Genomic DNA, 18,399 nt, shown 5'->3' with positions numbered 1-18,399 from the left:
ACTTAATCTGCTGCAAGCTCTTGTGTAGCCTGAACAGACATTTCCTTCGCTTGTCTGATGCAATCAGGCAAACCTACGCCCTCATAACCTGCACCTGCAATGTACACACCCGGTAATTTGCTGCCAAGCTCCTCACGGAGGACGGCAATATGTTGGAGGTGTCCCACCGGATACTGTGGCATGGATTTACGTAGCCTTGTAATCTCGGAGAAGATCGGCACTGCTTCAATACCCATCGTCTCTCTAAGATCCTTGAGAACGAGATTCGTCAGCGCTTCATCCGGAAGCTCTACGTTCTGTTCGTCACCGGAGCGACCAACATAACAGCGAAGCAGCACCTTATCATCCGGGCTCGTATGCAGCCATTTCGTCGATGTCCACGTGCAAGCCGTAATATTCCGACCCTCTTTCCGCGGAACGAGGAAACCGGACCCGTCGAATACATGCTCCACCTCTTTTTTCTCAAAAGCGAGCACTACATTGGCTACAGACACATAGTTAATCGCATCCAGTGCCGCTGTGTCGACGTGAGGCTTCAGCAGCTCCGATGCGACATATGTTGGCACAGTAACCACTACATCATCGGCTTCAAGCATTTCGCCATCACCAAGTTCAACACGGTATCTGGTTTCCGCTCCATCAAGGCGTTGCAGCGACTTCACCGCAGTGTTCAGACGTTGGTCCACATCCTGCAACTCATGGACGAGTGCATGAACAAGGCTCTGAAGTCCCTGACGAAAGTTCAGAAAGGCACTTCGTTTTGTTCCGGTATGCGTCTCAGCCGGTTTGCGCCCCGTCATCATGCCCCGGATCAAGCTGCCGTAATCACGCTCTACTTCTCCGAACTGCGGGAAGGTAGCCTGGAGGCTCAATCGCCGCATATCACCTGCATAGATTCCTGCGAGCAGTGGTTCCGTCAAGTTCTCCAGCACTTCTGCTCCAAGACGACGTTCAATCATATAACCGAGCGATTCATCCTCTGTTGTACGACGTGGCGGGATGACAAAATCCATCAATGCCCGCAGTTTGCCTGCTGGAGAGACCAGACCACTTCTCAAGAATGGTCTTAGTTCTGTCGGAATACCGAGAACAAGTCCTGCTGGCATAGGATGAAGCTTGCCACGCTGCATGATATATGTTTTCTTCGACTCCGGATTCTGACTGACCAGTTCATGATCAATCTCCAATTCTTTGGCAAGATCAATCATTGCTGTTTTGCGAGCCAGGAAAGAATCCGGCCCTTTTTCAATCACAAATCCATCCCGGTGCAGTGTCTCAATCATACCTCCCATGGAGGAGCTTTTCTCGACCAAAGTAATCACGGGTTCAACTCCCGCTTCCCGGTAATGCTTACGGATATAAAATGCCGCGCTGAGGCCGGTAAGGCCACCGCCGACAACAACAACACGGCGTTTCTTATCACCCATTACTCATCCGACCCTTGCTGCCATTGGCTTATAATAACGTCGCTTAACGTCTCCATGTATAGAGGATCGCTATTGAGGGAGTCAATACGCATCAGGCGCATGTCGATCTCTTTGGCAATCGATTTGGCCTCAATATCGAGATCATAGAGCACTTCGAGATGATCCGAGACAAACCCGATTGGTGCCACAAGTACATCCTCTACCTGTTCACGAGAAAGCTCCTGTAACGTATCCAGAATATCCGGTCCAAGCCAAGGCTCAGCTGTTCGTCCGGCACTCTGCCACGTAAATTGCCAATTGGTTATTCCTACACGTGAGGCAATCACTTCCGAAGTCTCCAGCAATTGTTGCGGGTATGGATCACCTATCTCCACAATACGTGCCGGCAGACTGTGCGCACTGAACAACACCTTCACATCTCCGCGTTTTGCTCCAGCTTCTTCGAACGCATCCAACTTGGCACTGACACGTGTGGACAACGCCTGAATTAACTTCGGATGCAGATGATAACTCTCAATAAAGGACATATGAACGCCCAGCTCTTCTGCTTTTTCACGCGCACGTTTGATATAACTGCCTACACTCATCGTGGAAAAATGAGGAGCCAGTACAATACCAATGGCTGTCTGAATTCCATCCTTAGCCATCTGCTCCACGCCATCCTCAATAAACGGATAGGCATGCTTCAGTCCTTGATAACAACGGAATTCCACATCAGCGCCACGCTCATCGCGGTTTAATGTCTCTTGAAGGGCCTTGACCTGATTGTCTGTGTTCTCACGAAGTGGGAAAACACCGCCAACAATGGCTTCATAACGGTCCGTCAGTTCCTTCAATTGCTCCGGTTCAGGCGGACGTCCTCTGCGGATATGTGTGTAATACGCTTCAACACTCTCCATATTTTCCGGTGTGCCATACGACATCACCAGTACACCTACAGTATTAGTCATTGGTTACCGTCACCCCAGTCTTCATTGCTTCGGCAGAATATTCATGAATATACGCCGTTAGTTCTCTGAGCTTCTCTAGCGATGCTTCAGGAAATAATCCGTGTCCGAGGTTGAAAATATAACCCGGCTCCTTGATTCCTTCGTCAATAATCACTTTGGCTTGCTCTTTAATCAATTCCATCGGGGCAGTCAGCAAATATGGGTCCAGATTACCCTGTACTGCAAATTTGCCGCCAAGACGTTGACGCCCTTCCGAAATGGATACTCTCCAGTCGAGTCCAATCACATCGGCTTGCAGATTATGCAGTGCTGGCAACAACTCACCGGATGCAACACCAGGGAAATAAATCTTCGGTACATTCAAATCCGATAATTCGGTAAAGATACGGGTAATCGTAGGCAACACATATGTTCTGAAGTCTTTGGGAGAAAGTGCTCCAACCCAGCTGTCAAACAACTGGAATGCCTTACCGCCATTCGCAATATGCGCACGGACATATGTAATAACCATATCACCAAGCTTCTGCATCAGCTTATGCCACACCTCAGGCTCGCTGTACATCATCGTTTTGGTGCGGATATACCCTTTCGAAGGTCGGCCTTCAATCAGATAACTCGCAATCGTGAATGGTGCGCCCGCAAACGTAATCAGAGGCACATCAAGCTCCTTATCCAGAATTCGAATGGTTTCCAGAATATGTGACAGATCTCCTTCTACGTCGATAGGACGCAGCCGATCCACATCTGCAGCGGAACGAATAGGATTATCGATAACTGGACCAATATTTTTTACAATGTCAAAATCAATGCCCAATGAGGCAACCGGATTCATAATATCGGAATACAAAATAGCCGCATCTACACCAAGTTTGCGTACCGGCATAAGTGTAACTTCAGCCGCCAGCTCGGGTTGTTTGCAGATTTCTAACAAGGAGTACTTTTCTTTAATTTTGCGATATTCAGGATCGTAACGCCCAGCTTGACGCATGTACCATACCGGAACACGGTCTACCTGTTGTTTGAAACTTGCCCGAATCAGTCGATCATTATAGCTCATGTAAGAAGCCTCCAATAGTTTTTGGACTCATAATTACCATTATGCCCTTTTTAAACAGCCGTAACAACCACATGCAGATGCGTTCTACGTGACAATACTATGACATTCCTTACACCCATCCCTCATATGCCAATTATGTTATAATGAAAGAATGGTGTTTTTTTGAGAATTACAGAAATATCTTTGAAAGGAAGTGAAAGCACTTTGAAAACATGGAAAGTAAACCTCATTGTGCTTTGGTTCGGACAATTTTTGGTCAATTCGGGTATGACCATGATTACCCCATTTTTGTCTCTTTATCTCGCAAGAGATCTGGGCGTTGTTGGCGAACATGAAATTGGCATATGGGCGGGATTTATTTTTGCAGCCAATTTCCTCACCTCATTTTTGTTCCAACCACTCTGGGGCAAGTTATCAGACAAGTATGGCCGAAAAGTAATGCTGCTGCGTTCGGGATTCGGGATGGCCATCGTAATTGCCCTTATGGGTCTGGCACAGAATCCTTGGCAGCTTCTCTTATTGCGTTTGCTTAACGGTACCATCTCCGGTTTCAACCCTGCAGCTGTTGCGCTGATATCGGGTACCACACCGAAAGACCGCATGGGTTTTGCCATGGGAATCAGTCAGTCCGGGCAGGTTGCCGGCACAATCCTGGGTCCACTCATTGGTGGCTTGTTAGCTGATGCGGTAGGCTTCCGCCCCATTTTCTACATTACAGGTGGACTGATCTTTGTTGCTTCCATGCTCGCCATGTTCCTGGTGAGAGAGAAGTTTGACCGTCAAGAAGCAGCCAAACTGCCGGCACAATCCGTATTGTCCGGTCTGAAGGAATTGAACAAGTCACCTCAACTGCCCGCACTGTTTGCTGTGACGTTTCTGTTGCAGTTTGCGATGATTAGCCCTATGTCACTCTTGCCGCTGTATGTGCAAAAATTGCATGCTTCGGATGTAAATGTGGCCTTCTGGGCAGGACTTGTCGGTGCAGTTACGGGACTATCCAATATGGCGATGTCTCCGATTCTCGGGAAGCTGAGTGACCGGATTGGTCCTCACAAGGTGCTGACGTTCTCCCTCATAGGTACAGGACTCATGCTTATTCCGCAGGCATTTGTTCAGACTGTGTGGCAGCTCATTCTTGTTCGTTTCATGATGGGTGTGTTCATGGGTGGCCTGCTTCCGAGCGTTAATGCCCTGATCCGTTCCTATACATCCGATAGCATGATCAGCCGTGCATTCAGTTTTAATACAAGTACTCTGGCGCTGGGCAACATGCTTGGAGCGATCATTGGAGGATTTATGGCAGGATTCATCGGGATCGAAGGTCTGTTTATCGTATCTGGTGGACTGCTGCTGCTTAATATGGTTTGGGTCCGATTCAAATTGTATAACAAACCTCCTTCTATTCGGGAATCCTGATTCCCTATCCATTTCTTAATGAGTACATCTTACTTTTTCATTTGAAAAAGCCGCTTCCAGCGCCTAATTGGCCTGAGAGCGGCTTTTGTCATTCATGCGCCATTCATCATTTATTTATTAGATTGAATTGTATCGGATAATGTTTCACACCAAATACAAAAGCACTTTGTATCGGTTGCAGAGCCGTTCCCGGCACAAGCTGAATGTTTCCCATGTGCTGAAGCAATGTATGAAGGACTACCCTTGCCTCCAATCGAGCGAGTGGTGCACCCAAACAAAAATGAATGCCAAAACCAAAGCCCATATGCCTGTTCGGCTTGCGATCAGAGATGAAATCTTCCGGGTTTTCAAATTGGGCACTGTCCCGATTGGCTGCTCCAACCCAGGAAATCACCTGCTCCCCAGCTTGAATCATCTGGCCATTCAACTCTACAGTTTCCTTGGCTACCCGCCCAATCGCGACAATTGGCGGATAATATCTCAGCGTCTCTTCAATCGCAGAAGTAATCCGTTCTGGATGTTCGCGCAACTCCTGTTGTAGCTCGGGTTGTTCAGACAGAATACGAACCGCATTGGTAATCAGGTTGGTTGTTGTTTCATTACCGGCAGCAAGTAAGAGAATACAGAAGCCCACCACTTCATCTGAAGTCAATTGCTGACCATCAATCTCCGCAGCAAGCAGTAATGAGATCAGATCATCCTTTGGCTGCAACCGACGTTCTTCCATAATGCCAGTGAAATAGATATGCAACTCCTGCATATTTCTTTTTTTCTCCTCCAATAACTCCTGGAAGGCCTGCTCACTATCGTCACGTGCACCTTTCACCAACACATCAGACCAGTCTTTGAACTTTTGACGATCCGCCGCAGGGACTCCGATCAATTCCGCAATGACAATGACGGGCAATGGTGTTGCAAGGTCATCAATAAGTTCCATATGTCCTTCTGACAGGTGTGGAGCAATTAACTCATCTGTGATTTCCTGAATACGCGGAGCCAATGCTTCAATTGCCTTGGGTGTAAACGCCTGGTTCACCAGATCACGCAGCTGTTTGTGTTTGGGAGGGTCTGTCGTCAACATGCTCGTATTGGCGCGATCACGTGCAGAAGAGAACAGTTTCGGATTTTTCAAAACGTACTTCACATCTTCATACCCGAAAACATCCCAACATTCTCGATGCTCATCATATCGGACTGGAGTGTTATCACGAAGTTCTGCATACACCTTGAAGGGAGATAACCTCTCTTCCAAAGTCTCCAGTTCCCGAATCGGAATGTAATTTGCATACTTTCTCGGTGCCTGTTTCATCGTTTCTCCTCCAATCATTATTATATATTTATTTACATATGTTGATCACCCCTATTATAAACATAACTCTATAACGAAACCACTCTTTAGACCGTAATTGATCCCCATTACCTAATATGCGTTACTATCATCCTCTTATTCTGTTACTTACTTCTGATATGAGTCCCAATTCGACATTCTTTTATTAAAATGCTTCATTTTATCAGTACAAAAGACTCATTATGTAATGTTAACTAACATTATAAGGGCTTATTTTCCTTCAAAACTGCTAAAACCACTTCTTTTCTATCTCTATCAATATGAATAATCTTTCATAATTCCTTATAAACAATCATTTTACTCTCATTATCTATGAATGTAACCGATTACTCTACCATTATCTATGTTTGTCATATTATTTAACATGAAATACAATCAATTTGAAATGGTATACATATTCTTCTTAACAAACTTAACATCACACTTACTTGAAGGAGAGTGCTATTCATGAGAAAAACATCCAATCTTCGTCCCTGGGCCGTATGGAGTACCGCAGCTTTAACAGCACTAACCATCTCGTTGTCCCCCATTGGAACCTACGCTGCGCACGCAGCTACGGTAGAGGTGAAAGGCACAACAGGTGCTGTTCAGACAGGAACTACTACCCCAGCTCGCAATACTTCCATTCCCGCAATACCAGACTCTTCCAAGCAATCTGCACTTCCTAATGTATTGGTAATCGGAACTGGCGGAACGATTGCCGGTCAATCCGAGGATGCCACCAGCTTCCAGAATTACAAGGCAGGTACACTTCCGATTGGAGAGATGGTAGACGCCTTACCGGATAAACAGAAGATTGCTGATGTTAGCACACTCCAATTCGGAAACTCAGGTTCAGGTTCCTATAGCATGAGCGACCTCTATGACTTGTCGCAGACGGTAGACAAAGCTCTGGCAACGTATGACAGTGTTGTCGTTACCACGGGTACAGATACTATGGAAGAAATCGCTTATTTCCTCGATATGACTGTTCAGAGTGACAAACCTGTCGTGATCACAGGCTCCATGCGTCCATGGACCGTCATCGGTTCTGACGCTCAAGCCAATCTGTACAACGCAATCAAACTTGCAGGCAGTGGTCGTACCACTTCATTCGGCACAGTGCTCATGTTGAATGACACAATCCAACTTGCTCGTGGTGTAACCAAGACAAATGATTATCGGACAGATACGTTTGAAACACCGATGCTCGGCGCTGTAGGATATATAGATGAAGAGAACATTCGAATCTACCGTGCTCCTGCACGTGCCTTGAAACCTGAAGGCACAGCAAAGCCTGTATTTGATCTAAGTAAAATCACAAAGGCAGATCTGGCCAAAGTGGAAATTGCGATCTCATATCAAGAAGCTGGCGGCGGAGCCATTGAAGGATTCGTGAGCAGCGGTGCCAAAGGAATCGTGACTTCCGGTACCGGAGCTGGCGGTATCTCCAGAGCTATGGGACAAGCTCGTACCAAAGCCATTGAAGAAGGTGTCATCTTTGTGACCACCACTCGGACGGGTTCAGGAAGTGTGTACGGCGGCGGCAAAGGTATCATTGCAGGTGACAACCTCAGTCCACAACAAGCTCGTGTGTTATTGATGCTGGGCTTGTCCTTCAGTGATGATTTTGACACCATCAAAAAATGGTTTGAAACGTACGGAACACCTGAAGTCTAAATAGAACTACTACAACGATATATCTGTAAACACAAAGAAAGAGACGACACATTTTCTGTCATTCAAAATGTTGTCATCTCTTTCTTTGTATGTTTTCAGAAAACTCCGTACAGAATCACGATCCCCTCACAAACATAAAAGCGTGAGATCGTGTTCCATCGGAGTTTTATCTTTAGGAAATTTCCACTTTTACTTTACCCAAGCAAGTACAAGCCCATCGTAATCGGGCAACATCGTCGTCACCAGACGCGGGTCACTCGCCATCTGTTCATTGAACCGACGAACAGCAAGCACGGCCGGACCCTGCTTGTCCGGATTCAGCGTACGCCCACGCAGGAAACAATTATCACCTACAATGACAGCACCTGGCCGGGCCAGCTTAATGGCATAATCGAGATATACCGGATAATTCTCCTTATCTGCATCAATAAAGAAAAAATCGAATGTGCGACCTTCCTGCTCCAATTGCTCCAGGCTGTCTGCCGCCGGGCCAATGCGGTACTCCACCTTTTCGCCAAAACCGCCTTCTTCCAGATGACCACGCGCCATTGCCGCATATTCCTCTTTCAGTTCCAGCGAAGTCAGGGTTCCATTCTCACGCAAGCCTCGCGCAATGCAGATCCCACTGTAACCGCCCAGCACGCCGATTTCGAGCGCAGCTTCTGCTTTGGATGTCTTCGCTAGAAAAGTGAGCAATCGTCCATACGCTGCAGCAACCGAAACTTCCGGCATACCGTTCGAACGGATAGCCTCTTTCACTTTCAGCAAAAGGTCATCCTCTTGAAATAATTGATTTACATATTCATCAGGGGTCAGATTCACCACTAAAATCCTCCTTGGACACTTGGACTGCTTTCCATATGGATGCCAATGTTCTATAATAAATGTTTGTTATCAACACAGGCGGTTGACTGGTGTATCACCTCGAAAGAGGAGTACATACATTCACCGCATTTCTCATTGTAAGTTTTTTCACGGAAAGCGGCAAGGCCGCGCCGTCACTATACAGCAGAGAGAAGGATATTCCTTTTCCAGCTTGAAATGGAGTTGAAATGAATCACATGGCTCAATTGCAATTGATTGCAACCTCGGCGATGGGACTCGAGGCTGTTGTTGCCCGGGAACTGAAACAACTGGGGTATGAAGATGTTACGATCGACAACGGCCGGGTTTTCTTTACAGGAGATTATATTGATATATGCCGTTGTAATCTGTGGCTGAGAAGTTCGGATCGTGTATTGGTGAAAATGGGTGAATTCCCTGCCACGACTTTCGACGAATTGTTTGAAGGCACCAAAGCACTGCCTTGGGAAGAGTGGATTCCAGCCGACGGCGAATTCCCTGTAGAGGGTCGTTCTCAAAAATCCCAGTTAAGCAGTGTGCCTGCATCACAAGGGATCGTGAAAAAAGCAATCGTAGAGAAACTGAAGCTGACTTATGACACAGAGTGGTTCCCAGAGGATGGGTCTCGTTATGTGATTGAGGTTATTCTACTGAACGATCGCGCCCTGCTTACTTTAGATACAACGGGACCAGGTCTGCATAAACGGGGTTATCGTAAACTCGTCACCGAAGCACCACTCAAAGAAACACTTGCTGCAGCTCTTATTCAGCTCAGCCGCTGGAATGTATCCCGCCCATTCTATGACCCGTGCTGTGGATCAGGCACAATGCTGATCGAAGCCGCTATGATCGGCTGGAACATTGCACCAGGACTTCGTCGGACCTTCAACTCTGAGGACTGGGCTGTCATTCCTGAAGAATTGTGGGAACAGGCGCGCGAAGAAGCATTCGATGCTGTACGTGACGATGTCCCGTTACAAATTTCAGGTAGCGATATTGATCCGGAAGCGATTGAAGTTGCTATGGCAGCGATCAAAAGTGCTGGCTTCGCCAAAGATATTGAAGTCAGCGTCCTGCCCGCTCATCGCGCAAGACCACAGGGTGAATATGGTGTCATCATTACCAATCCCCCATATGGTGAACGCTTGAGTGAAGAAAAAGAAGTTCAGAAGTTGCTCCGCTCATTAGGGCGCAGTTACCTCGACATGCCAACATGGTCCTTTTTTGCAATCACGTCGACCAAAGCTTTTGAGGAGTATTTCGGTCATAAGGCAGACAAACGTCGCAAGTTGTTCAACGGACGAATTGAAACCCAGTACTATCAGTATTTGGGCCCACTGCCCCCACGAAATAAAACACCACAATCTTCATAATTGTAACGAATCTAAAGTGTTCCTGCCATCCATGGCCGGGGCGCTTTTTTTTGTGCGCTTTTCTGGTCATGTGAATTCACTGACTTCGGTCTTCGCTTCCGCAGAAATCAATTCTCCCTGAGGCATAGTTGAAAACACATGAGGCCACGCTATAATGGATGGAGCCCTATTTTACATTCCGATAACAAAACAACAAAAGCAAGGGGGACATACATATGGTTGTTACTCGGCCTACACGCAGCTCTATGCCACGTGGGCTTCTAAATCATCCATTAACGTTATATCTTATTTTTCTTGTGCTCATGCTGCTCAAACTCATGTGGCTCCATCACAATCTTCACGCTTATAACATTACGATGGGACTGCTGGATAAAGTCATTGCCATTGGATCTTTACTACTCTTGTCCTTCTGGGCCTGGTTGCTGCCACGTAGAGGTATGATCGTGTCTCTCGCCGTGCTTAACCTGCTGCTCACCGCACTAATCTACGCCGATATGGTGTATTATCGCTATTTCCAGGATTTCTTGACCATCCCGGTATTGTTGCAGGCGAGACAAGTTGACGCATTGGGTGACAGCATCGCTACACTGATCTACACAAGTGATCTCTGGTTCTTTGCCGACTGGCTTGTCGTCATTCCGTTCGCAGCTATCGTACTGTTCAGCAGACGTTACCGTTCGAAGCACTCCAGTACGTCTGTTACTGGTTACGGGAGTTATTCACATAACGATCGCAAGGCACGGTTGCGCCGCCGTCTCACGTCTGGCAGCATCGCCCTTGTGCTGGGACTTGGTCTCGCCGTCGGCCCGATTTATTTCTACAGCAAAACATGGGCCAAAGGCCTGTTCGATAACAACTGGTGGAATGTATCCATGTACAACGTGACCGGACTACTCGCTTTTCATGGTTATGATCTGTACAACTTTGCCAAAGACCATATCGGCTCCGGGCCGCAGGCTGATCCCGCTGATGTTGAGCAAGCAAAAGCGTTCTTCGTTGAAAGGCAGGGAACTGCCCAGCAGAATGATGCCTTGTTTGGCAAATATAAAGACAGCAATGTGATCATTGTCCAGGGTGAGGCTTTTATGAACTTCATGATTGGCCAGAACATTGGCGGTCAGGAGATCACGCCCCATTTCAACGAACTGATGAAGGAAAGCCAGTATTATAGTCACTTTTATCACCAGACAGGTCAGGGCAGAACGTCTGATGCCGATTTTGGCGCAAACATTTCCTTACATCCACTTCCGGTTGGATCAGCCTTTGTACGATATGCAGACCATACGTATCATTCCCTTCCTTCCATCCTGAAGGATAACGGGTATAGCACCAATGTATTTCACGCTTATGAGAGTGGATTCTGGAATCGGTATACGATGTATCAGAACATGAAGTACGACAAGTTTTATAGTAAAAATGATTTTGCACAGGATGACCCGCTTGGCTGGTCCCTGTCTGACGAATCCTTTTTCCGCCAATCCGTTGAGAAAATGAGCAGTGAGGTGACCGAACCATTCTATTCCTTCCTCATTACACTCAGCAGCCACCATCCGTATGCTTTGCCAAAAGAGAAGCAGCAACTGGATGTAGGCGAGTTCCAGGGAACGATGTTCGGTGATTATCTGCAATCCGTTCATTACGTGGATTCGGCGCTCGGCAAGATGGTGGAGGATCTGAAAAATCGGGGATTATGGGAAAATACCATTTTTATGTTCTACGGGGACCACGACAACTCGATCAAGGAACAATCACAATACGAACAGTTCCTGGGACGTTCGCTGAACGAACTGGATATGGCACAGATCATGAACGAGGTTCCCCTGCTCGTGCATTTACCGGACGGAGCAGCTGCCGGAACCATCGACGAACCTTCGGGACAACTGGACATCACGCCATCCGTATTGCATCTGCTCGGCTTGTCCGACCAGTCCTATTATCATATGGGTAACGACGTATATGACGGTTCTGCACGTACGGTTGTGCTGCGTAATGGGGCATTCTCGGATGGTTCTGTATTCTACATTCCATCGGATGACTATATCTATGAGAATGGCGCTTGTTATGACCTGTCCACACGTGACAAAACAGATATCAATGCTTGCCGCCCCGGTCATGATGAAGCAGCCAAGCGATTGCATGTCTCGGACACGGTCATTACCTATGATTTGATTCAGCGCTTTCGAGAGGAAGACAGTTCAACAGCAACATCGCAATGAGCAATATCGTAATGACAAGCTAAACAATTACACGAAATGAATTGAATTGGATTTAAAAAGGGGAACTTACATTACATGACATCACTCACTGAACCAATCAATATTGAACAGCAATTGTTCGATGCAGCCGCAAAATTTGTGAAGCAACGTTATCCTCAGGGATGGGGCGGTGCGGGTGCCGTCTATACCGAAGCTGGCTCCCTGCTGATTAGTGTAGCTCCAGAGGTCATCAACGATGCCACGCATCTATGTATGGAAACAGGAGCTTATCTGGAAGCCCATAAATTGAACGAACGCGTCACCCACTCCCTCTGTATCGCTCGTGATGATGAGCATTCAGAATTCAAGGTCCTTACACCTTGCGGTGTATGCCAGGAACGATTATTTTACTGGGGTGAAGAAGTTAAAGCTGCCGTTTACGATCCTTCTGGCCAACTGGTCTTCAAGAGACTGGATGAGATCCAACCGTACCATTGGTCCAAGGCATATCGGGATAAAAAGTAATCTCCTTGCGAATTATAGAAAGTGGCTTTATAATTGTAACCATATTGGTTTCAACTAAATGGATGATGGAGGTTTTAATAAAATGAATATTGAGATATGGTCTGATTTTCTGTGCCCTTTCTGTTATATCGGCAAACGCCGCCTGGAGAATGTACTGGAACAGTTCCCACACCGTGATGAAGTGAAGCTGCAATTCAAAAGCTTCGAGCTTGATCCAAACGCTGCATTGAACCCAGGCAAAACCAATTCGGAATATCTGGCTGCCAAATATAATATGAGCGTGGAACAGGCCAAAGGTATGAATGCCCAGATGAATGCCAATGCTCGCACGGCAGGACTGGAATACAATATCGACGCCATGATCCCTACGAACTCCTTCTCAGCTCACCGCCTGACACACTGGGCAGACACACAAGGCAAAGCGCTCGAACTGAGTGAACGGATATTCCAAGCTGTGTTTATTGAAGGTAAACACTCCGGCGACCCTGAAGTGTTGGCTCAGTTAGCAGAGGAAGTCGGCTTGGATCGAGATGCAGCTACGGCAGTGCTGTCCAGTGATCAATTCACCGACAATGTCCGAGCTGACCAAGCGGAAGGCGAGCAACTCGGCATCCGCGGTGTACCGTTCTTTGTATTCGACCGCAAGTTCGCCGTATCAGGTGCTCAGCCTGACGAGGTGTTTCTGGATGCCATTCAAAAAGCATGGGACGAGCGTTCCCCTTTCACCATGGTTGAATCCAACACAACAGAAACAGACGGCAGTGGCATCTGCACAGATGACGGATGCGCAGTCCCGAAAAAAAATTAAGCCAATTCACATACAAAAAGCAGCAGGATCAGGGAGTATCCCCTGATCCTGCTGCTTTTTTATATACTACAAACGATTCTAGCTCATTGTATATATTTGTGTTTGATGAACAGTTACTGTGGAGGGGACGGAATCGATTCTGAGGAAGCGAAGCGTTCGCCTGAAAGCTTTCTGCAAGAAAGCTGCATCGGAAGCATAAGCTGTATCCAAATTTTATCCTCTGAAAAGAGGAATCAAAAAATTTGGATACAACAGCGATCAAAAGAACGATTACGTAACCGGAACAACCACCAGTAGTTCATCAAACAATTATATTCAATTAGCGCCTACCCACTCAATCCCAGAACAGTTGATCCGGATGTGGACCCGTCCGCTTATCGGAATCCAGCGCATCAATCTGTCTCAACTCATCCGGTGTCAATTCAAAGTCAAAGATGTCCGCATTCTCACGAATACGCTCCGGGGTAACCGACTTCGGAATCGTCACAATCTGATTCTGAATATCCCAGCGCAGAATGATCTGTGCTGGCGTTTTCCCATATTTCTGGGCCAGCGCTTTGAGGGTGGACTCTTGGTTCAGCTTGCCTTTCATGATCGGGCTCCAAGCCTCCAGTTGAATTCCCTGCGCCCCACAGAAATCCTGAAGTTCCTGCTGGATCAGACCTGGATGCAGCTCTACCTGATTTACCGCAGGCACCGTTCCGCCCTCATCTATGATATCTTGCAAATGGTGAACTTGAAAATTACTCACACCAATCGCACGGATGCTTCCTTCGCTATATAGACGTTCGAATGCTCTCCACGTCTCCTTATACTGGTCTCTGCCAGGCCAGTGAATTAAGTAAAGATCAATCACATTTAGTCCAAGTGCCTTCTGACTGGCTTCAAATGCTCTTAATGTTGAATCAAATCCCTGATCCTCGTTCCAGAGCTTGGTCGTCACAAACAGTTCGTTACGGGCAACACCACTGCTTGCAATAGCTTGTCCCACTTCTTCCTCATTGCCATAGATGGACGCGGTATCAATACTGCGATATCCAACCTCCAAAGCGGTCTCAACCGCCTGTTGTACTTCCTTACCTTTTGCTTTATATGTTCCAAATCCTAGCCATGGCATCGTTACTCCGTTGTTCAGAATTGTACAATCCGTAATATGTTTTGTCATTCTGTACCTCCCGTATGGAATTTTGCCTGCTCTTGTTCTATTAACCTTCTCACAGAATTTTAAGCGACCATTCGACATACTGTCGGAGTAGACCCATGGATGGGGAGTCATTGCAAAAGAGATGAAAAACCCGCAAAGCATTGCTGCCCTGCGGGTTCTGGTGTGACAGGAACGTTATATATTCCCTTGACCGTGCTGACTCTGGATTGAATTCAATCTTCTCTTCTCCTCGATGAACATTTCCTCTGCCAACTCAACACCTTGCCCTCCGAGTGAAAGCTCTGCTTGTTGCATCGCCTGCTCCGTGTGTGCCAGACGTCGTTCTGCCTGTACAATGGTCTGTGCCGTCGGATGAGACACGGCCTGAGATACAGCATAATGAAGCTTGTTCACCGCATTTTGCGCCTGAGATACGGTGGTATCGGCTTGCAAACTGGAATCATAACGCTTCGGCATGAGTATTCCTCCTTGGGATTATCATGTTCCTGTTACCCCTTTAGGATGGATAACACAAGCCTTCCTTATTCTTCTTTTGTGTTTTCATCGTAACTTTAATTGATTTCGCTACGTTTATTAGGTAATCATTCCAAATCAGGAGGAATTTATTTGAAGAAAATATTATTGACACTCTGTATGTTGCCCTTGCTCATTTGGGTACAAGGCTGCGCTCCTGCAACATACGAGATAGAAGGATATACAGCGTCATCCATGAACCCAGACATTCCTGTTCCAACCAATGCAAAGCTTATTGAAAACATAGCTTATTCCGATGATCCCAACCTTAAAAAAGGCATTAAGTACGAGCTGAAACATATTGGGGGTGAGCAAGGACTATACCCGCCAATGGATTATTTTCAGAAGTTAGCGGATACAGGATGGGTGGAATTAGAGGAAGAACGGCTGGGACATGTACATTTTCTGAAAAAGGATAATACCGTCATCGCCATTGAAATTCAAGAAAATACCTTCCAAATTACTGAAATGGTCAAAGGTGCTATAGAGTAACACATCCTTTCACTGCTACCCAAACGTAAAAAAGGAGAGGCATGTTGCCCCTCCTTTCCGATGAGTGAACAGTTTTCGTCCACTCACCTTGTTATATCCCTTACTTCACGAACTTTGCAACTTTGGCGAGCACTTCTTCTTCTGTCGGCGCACTGATATACCGACCATTGATAAAGACAAATGCACGTTTCGCGCAAGGACCGCAATAGGATTTGCACCCAATCTTGATCTCCGTGTCTGGAGCCATTTTTTGCAGCTTGGGTACAATCGATTTCAGTCGGACATGATTACACTTTTCGCATACGCGGATATCGTTAGCCATGAGTTCCCCTTCTTCGCGCCCTTAGTGGTCGCCGTGATTACCTTGGGACGGATTCGTAATAACAAATCCCTCTTCCGGGAAGTAGAGGTAGTCAATTTTAACACCGTTCAACAAAGGCTGATCATTCGCGAGAATGACATCAATCTCTTTATCGGTAGATACAACCGTATCATTTTCTTTAGGTGTGTCGAGATCAAGCCCGTAGTGAGCATGGTCACCATGCGCATGTGTGATGACAACGCGCAGTTTTTTTCCTTCGTTCTCCGGCTTGTCCAATTCAAGCTTCAATACTTTAGCAGCATTACGCGTAATTTTGCAGTTCATTCTCTTCATCTCCTATATTGTAATTGCAGGTTTCAACAATTTCAGCATTCTTAAACTACAGCATCTATTGTAAAGAAAGTTACCGCTCTTCGCAATAACATTGATGCGAATTCAATGTTAAAATGATCCATCGGGCCGCAAATTAAGAAGGTGCCCCCTCCTGAAGCACAGGATATTTACGTTCTGCCCGGCTTACAAACCAGTTCATCAGAATCAAAGTGACCCCGATATCATCAATGGGCATAAACGGCATTACGTCAGGAAGTACCCAGTATAACAGCGCCGGAATAATAAACAACAGCTTTTCTCCCAAAGGAATCTGCGGAGCCCGGAGCAGCCGGGGGAGCCTTTTGAAAACTTGTGTCCATCGTTTGAACGACAGCAGTCTTCTCCACTTCATTTGAATCCCTCCGTATAATTGTATATGTCGCCGAAACGGCACATCCATCATTACCCGTTCAAAAACATTCAGAACGAATGACGTAGAATGTCATTATAAAAAATAATAAAAACGGAACGTCGCTCATGGCGTCCGTTCCTGTTATACGAATGATCTACTGTTAAGTTTCACACCTTCATAATTCAGGGTCTTGCCTCATTGTCCATTGGATAACAGTTCAGCCAGTAACATTCCCACTTCTATACAGATATCATCAAACTGTTCTACGGGAAGCGGATTAACACCCAATCCAACTTCCACCGTGAAGCCCGGTTTACCGAAATCTTGAATAAACCAGTCCTTATATCCGGCATCACTGCCACCGAGCTTCACCGCCTTGTAGCCGGAAGCTTTGGCGAGTCTACGCGACAGCGGTCCACTCTCCCTGGGTTCAAGATCGCGATAGTTCCAATAAATCTCCTGTCCCTGACTATGCAGGGATACTACCGCATCAAATGTATGTTGCTGCGTCCACTGCGCAAGCGCCTGTGCCTCCGGTTCTGTCAATGGCGCTGTCCCTGCATAATCCCTGGGGCCAGGTGAGGTCACACCTCTTCTCGCTGCTTCTTCATCCCAATGGGCTGGAAATTGATCATTCAGATCCACCCCTCTGATGTTGGCCTTCCAATGGGTGAAATGTGATCTGCCGGCATTCCAGGCTAACAACTGCTGCGCATGTGGATGCTGATTGACCACACCTTCCTGAACCAGTTCGACCCCGTCCGGATTAACCATCGGCACGGCCCAGAGTGTCGTCTCTTGCATCCAGCGTTCTGTCTGGTATTGATGCCATGTCCTATCCGCACTATACGCCTCGGCATATTCCTCGATAAACTTCATCAGAACTGCTGTTGTTAACCACTCATTCGCATGAACGGAAGCGTTAACATGAATATGTCTCGACCCTTGCCCAATTCGCAAATAAGGCAGCGACTTCCCCATAACACTTGTTCCAATGGACCCCATCTCGATAAACGGGTATTGATTCTCCAGCTTGTCTATATCCCTGATTAATTCTCGATAACCATACTCTCCCTGAATCTTCACGATAGTTTTTCCATTCGAAGCCGGAATATGAATACAGCGACCAACCCAGTCGGTTACATTGGTGATTTCGGGATTGGCCTGGCGCAACACCTCTTCGTCCATTCCAAATCTCCCTGCAATCTCTCCTACACTTTCTCCAGGCGGTACAGCGTATCTGCGACCTGTCCCGGGGACAATACGCAGCATCTGACCTGCCAGCAAGTATGGCTGGGAAGCCACTTCCGGGTTCAGTGCAGCAAGGAACTCTTTGGTCATATGGTGTGCTGACGCAATTCGCGGCAACGTATCTCCCCGCTGAACGATAATCCACTGCAGATCCATGTTGTTCTCCTTTCCACAGGAAAAGACAGGTCTCCTGTCCACTTCTGACCAATCTCGTGTCTGTAACATATGTATGCAGGTCAGGTTGTCCATCATGTGACATGAATCATGTTTATCTTCGGTTAATGCATAATGACGACAAAAAATCCCGGAACTTCACAGTTCCGGGATAATC

18 protein-coding genes are annotated in these 18,399 nt (G+C 46.8%); 7 read left to right on the top strand and 11 right to left on the bottom strand.

From position 1 onward, the window contains the following. Nucleotides 1-2: 2 nt before the first annotated feature. Genes hemY through hemE form a run of 3 tightly spaced genes read right to left on the bottom strand, consistent with a single transcriptional unit; the run spans nucleotide 3 to nucleotide 3,434 of the window. Entirely contained in the window at nucleotides 3-1,427 is a 1,425-nt protein-coding gene (gene hemY, locus NST33_RS09875; RefSeq protein WP_221823326.1) for a protoporphyrinogen oxidase, read from the bottom strand. Beyond that, the gene (gene hemH / locus NST33_RS09870) at nucleotides 1,427-2,377 is read right to left on the bottom strand and encodes a ferrochelatase (protein WP_339307767.1); all 951 of its coding nucleotides are present in this window, start codon (nucleotides 2,375-2,377) and stop codon (nucleotides 1,427-1,429) included. The genes hemY and hemH overlap by 1 nt, the downstream gene beginning before the upstream one ends. After that, entirely contained in the window at nucleotides 2,370-3,434 is a 1,065-nt protein-coding gene (hemE, locus tag NST33_RS09865; RefSeq protein ID WP_074094433.1) for a uroporphyrinogen decarboxylase, read from the bottom strand. The genes hemH and hemE overlap by 8 nt, the downstream gene beginning before the upstream one ends. 204 nt (nucleotides 3,435-3,638) lie before the next feature. Between hemE and NST33_RS09860 the strand changes: the two genes are divergently transcribed. Beyond that, nucleotides 3,639-4,850 (top strand): MFS transporter, encoded by a 1,212-nt coding sequence (locus tag NST33_RS09860; RefSeq protein ID WP_221823320.1) that lies wholly within the window; start codon nucleotides 3,639-3,641, stop codon nucleotides 4,848-4,850. A gap of 106 nt (nucleotides 4,851-4,956) precedes the next feature. On the opposite strand, the gene NST33_RS09855 is transcribed toward NST33_RS09860, so the two are convergent. Next, the gene (locus NST33_RS09855) at nucleotides 4,957-6,159 is read right to left on the bottom strand and encodes a cytochrome P450 (RefSeq protein WP_237176079.1); all 1,203 of its coding nucleotides are present in this window, start codon (nucleotides 6,157-6,159) and stop codon (nucleotides 4,957-4,959) included. 486 nt (nucleotides 6,160-6,645) lie between these two features. Between NST33_RS09855 and NST33_RS09850 the strand changes: the two genes are divergently transcribed. Continuing rightward, nucleotides 6,646-7,857: an asparaginase gene (locus tag NST33_RS09850; RefSeq protein WP_221823316.1), complete on the top strand. Its 1,212-nt coding sequence runs from the start codon at nucleotides 6,646-6,648 to the stop codon at nucleotides 7,855-7,857. 189 nt (nucleotides 7,858-8,046) lie between these two features. Here the strand turns inward: NST33_RS09850 and NST33_RS09845 are convergent, their stop codons facing one another. Next, nucleotides 8,047-8,679 (bottom strand): O-methyltransferase, encoded by a 633-nt coding sequence (locus NST33_RS09845; protein ID WP_036610944.1) that lies wholly within the window; start codon nucleotides 8,677-8,679, stop codon nucleotides 8,047-8,049. Nucleotides 8,680-8,918: 239 nt separating this feature from the next. On the opposite strand from NST33_RS09845, the gene NST33_RS09840 reads away from it, so the two are divergent. The 4 genes from NST33_RS09840 (at nucleotide 8,919) to NST33_RS09825 (ending at nucleotide 13,601) form a co-directional block, all read left to right on the top strand. Next, a complete protein-coding gene (locus NST33_RS09840) occupies nucleotides 8,919-10,073 on the top strand; it encodes a class I SAM-dependent RNA methyltransferase (RefSeq protein WP_036609715.1) in 1,155 nt (384 codons plus the stop codon). A 215-nt stretch (nucleotides 10,074-10,288) separates the two neighbouring features. Then, nucleotides 10,289-12,289, top strand: a complete 2,001-nt coding sequence (locus NST33_RS09835) for an LTA synthase family protein (protein ID WP_221823314.1) — start codon at nucleotides 10,289-10,291, stop codon at nucleotides 12,287-12,289. A gap of 75 nt (nucleotides 12,290-12,364) precedes the next feature. Beyond that, nucleotides 12,365-12,793, top strand: a complete 429-nt coding sequence (locus NST33_RS09830) for a cytidine deaminase (protein ID WP_260632895.1) — start codon at nucleotides 12,365-12,367, stop codon at nucleotides 12,791-12,793. An 82-nt stretch (nucleotides 12,794-12,875) separates the two neighbouring features. Continuing rightward, nucleotides 12,876-13,601, top strand: a complete 726-nt coding sequence (locus tag NST33_RS09825) for a DsbA family oxidoreductase (RefSeq protein ID WP_221823312.1) — start codon at nucleotides 12,876-12,878, stop codon at nucleotides 13,599-13,601. Nucleotides 13,602-13,935: 334 nt separating this feature from the next. Here the strand turns inward: NST33_RS09825 and NST33_RS09820 are convergent, their stop codons facing one another. Together NST33_RS09820 and NST33_RS09815 are read right to left on the bottom strand one after the other, a co-directional pair. Beyond that, nucleotides 13,936-14,766 carry an aldo/keto reductase gene (locus NST33_RS09820; protein ID WP_036670089.1) on the bottom strand — a complete coding sequence of 277 codons (831 nt, stop codon included), beginning with the start codon at nucleotides 14,764-14,766 and terminating at the stop codon, nucleotides 13,936-13,938. A gap of 174 nt (nucleotides 14,767-14,940) precedes the next feature. After that, nucleotides 14,941-15,222: a hypothetical protein gene (locus NST33_RS09815; RefSeq protein WP_221823310.1), complete on the bottom strand. Its 282-nt coding sequence runs from the start codon at nucleotides 15,220-15,222 to the stop codon at nucleotides 14,941-14,943. A 150-nt stretch (nucleotides 15,223-15,372) separates the two neighbouring features. Here NST33_RS09815 and NST33_RS09810 point away from each other — a divergent pair, with 150 nt between their 5' ends. Continuing rightward, the gene (locus NST33_RS09810; RefSeq protein ID WP_221823308.1) at nucleotides 15,373-15,771 is read left to right on the top strand and encodes a hypothetical protein; all 399 of its coding nucleotides are present in this window, start codon (nucleotides 15,373-15,375) and stop codon (nucleotides 15,769-15,771) included. A 100-nt stretch (nucleotides 15,772-15,871) separates the two neighbouring features. Here NST33_RS09810 and NST33_RS09805 read toward each other — a convergent pair whose 3' ends face one another. The 4 genes from NST33_RS09805 to NST33_RS09790 form a co-directional block, all read right to left on the bottom strand. After that, on the bottom strand, nucleotides 15,872-16,093 hold the full coding sequence (locus tag NST33_RS09805; protein WP_017689421.1) for a DUF1450 domain-containing protein: 222 nt from the start codon (nucleotides 16,091-16,093) through the stop codon (nucleotides 15,872-15,874). 21 nt (nucleotides 16,094-16,114) lie between these two features. Continuing rightward, nucleotides 16,115-16,417: a heme biosynthesis protein HemY gene (locus tag NST33_RS09800; RefSeq protein ID WP_036670085.1), complete on the bottom strand. Its 303-nt coding sequence runs from the start codon at nucleotides 16,415-16,417 to the stop codon at nucleotides 16,115-16,117. A 142-nt stretch (nucleotides 16,418-16,559) separates the two neighbouring features. After that, nucleotides 16,560-16,817: a hypothetical protein gene (locus NST33_RS09795; protein WP_017689423.1), complete on the bottom strand. Its 258-nt coding sequence runs from the start codon at nucleotides 16,815-16,817 to the stop codon at nucleotides 16,560-16,562. A 195-nt stretch (nucleotides 16,818-17,012) separates the two neighbouring features. After that, on the bottom strand, nucleotides 17,013-18,218 hold the full coding sequence (locus NST33_RS09790) for a M14 family metallopeptidase (protein ID WP_221823534.1): 1,206 nt from the start codon (nucleotides 18,216-18,218) through the stop codon (nucleotides 17,013-17,015). Nucleotides 18,219-18,399 lie beyond the last annotated feature (181 nt).

The sequence above is a fragment of the Paenibacillus sp. FSL L8-0435 genome (assembly GCF_037965655.1).
GTDB lineage: Bacteria > Bacillota > Bacilli > Paenibacillales > Paenibacillaceae > Paenibacillus.
This window is presented reverse-complemented; position numbering and strand designations above follow the sequence as displayed.

What these genes read in the sequence shown, in the direction of transcription:
- NST33_RS09805 (WP_017689421.1), bottom strand. Translation starts at nt 16,093, where the DNA reads ATGGCTAACGATATCCGCGTATGCGAAAAGTGTAATCATGTCCGACTG.
- NST33_RS09840 (WP_036609715.1), top strand. Translation starts at nt 8,919, where the DNA reads ATGGCTCAATTGCAATTGATTGCAACCTCGGCGATGGGACTCGAGGCT.
- NST33_RS09795 (WP_017689423.1), bottom strand. Translation starts at nt 16,817, where the DNA reads ATGAAGTGGAGAAGACTGCTGTCGTTCAAACGATGGACACAAGTTTTC.
- NST33_RS09850 (WP_221823316.1), top strand. Translation starts at nt 6,646, where the DNA reads ATGAGAAAAACATCCAATCTTCGTCCCTGGGCCGTATGGAGTACCGCA.
- NST33_RS09825 (WP_221823312.1), top strand. Translation starts at nt 12,876, where the DNA reads ATGAATATTGAGATATGGTCTGATTTTCTGTGCCCTTTCTGTTATATC.
- NST33_RS09830 (WP_260632895.1), top strand. Translation starts at nt 12,365, where the DNA reads ATGACATCACTCACTGAACCAATCAATATTGAACAGCAATTGTTCGAT.
- NST33_RS09820 (WP_036670089.1), bottom strand. Translation starts at nt 14,766, where the DNA reads ATGACAAAACATATTACGGATTGTACAATTCTGAACAACGGAGTAACG.
- NST33_RS09815 (WP_221823310.1), bottom strand. Translation starts at nt 15,222, where the DNA reads ATGCCGAAGCGTTATGATTCCAGTTTGCAAGCCGATACCACCGTATCT.
- NST33_RS09835 (WP_221823314.1), top strand. Translation starts at nt 10,289, where the DNA reads ATGGTTGTTACTCGGCCTACACGCAGCTCTATGCCACGTGGGCTTCTA.
- NST33_RS09800 (WP_036670085.1), bottom strand. Translation starts at nt 16,417, where the DNA reads ATGAACTGCAAAATTACGCGTAATGCTGCTAAAGTATTGAAGCTTGAA.
- hemY (WP_221823326.1), bottom strand. Translation starts at nt 1,427, where the DNA reads ATGGGTGATAAGAAACGCCGTGTTGTTGTTGTCGGCGGTGGCCTTACC.
- hemH (WP_339307767.1), bottom strand. Translation starts at nt 2,377, where the DNA reads ATGACTAATACTGTAGGTGTACTGGTGATGTCGTATGGCACACCGGAA.
- hemE (WP_074094433.1), bottom strand. Translation starts at nt 3,434, where the DNA reads ATGAGCTATAATGATCGACTGATTCGGGCAAGTTTCAAACAACAGGTA.
- NST33_RS09855 (WP_237176079.1), bottom strand. Translation starts at nt 6,159, where the DNA reads ATGAAACAGGCACCGAGAAAGTATGCAAATTACATTCCGATTCGGGAA.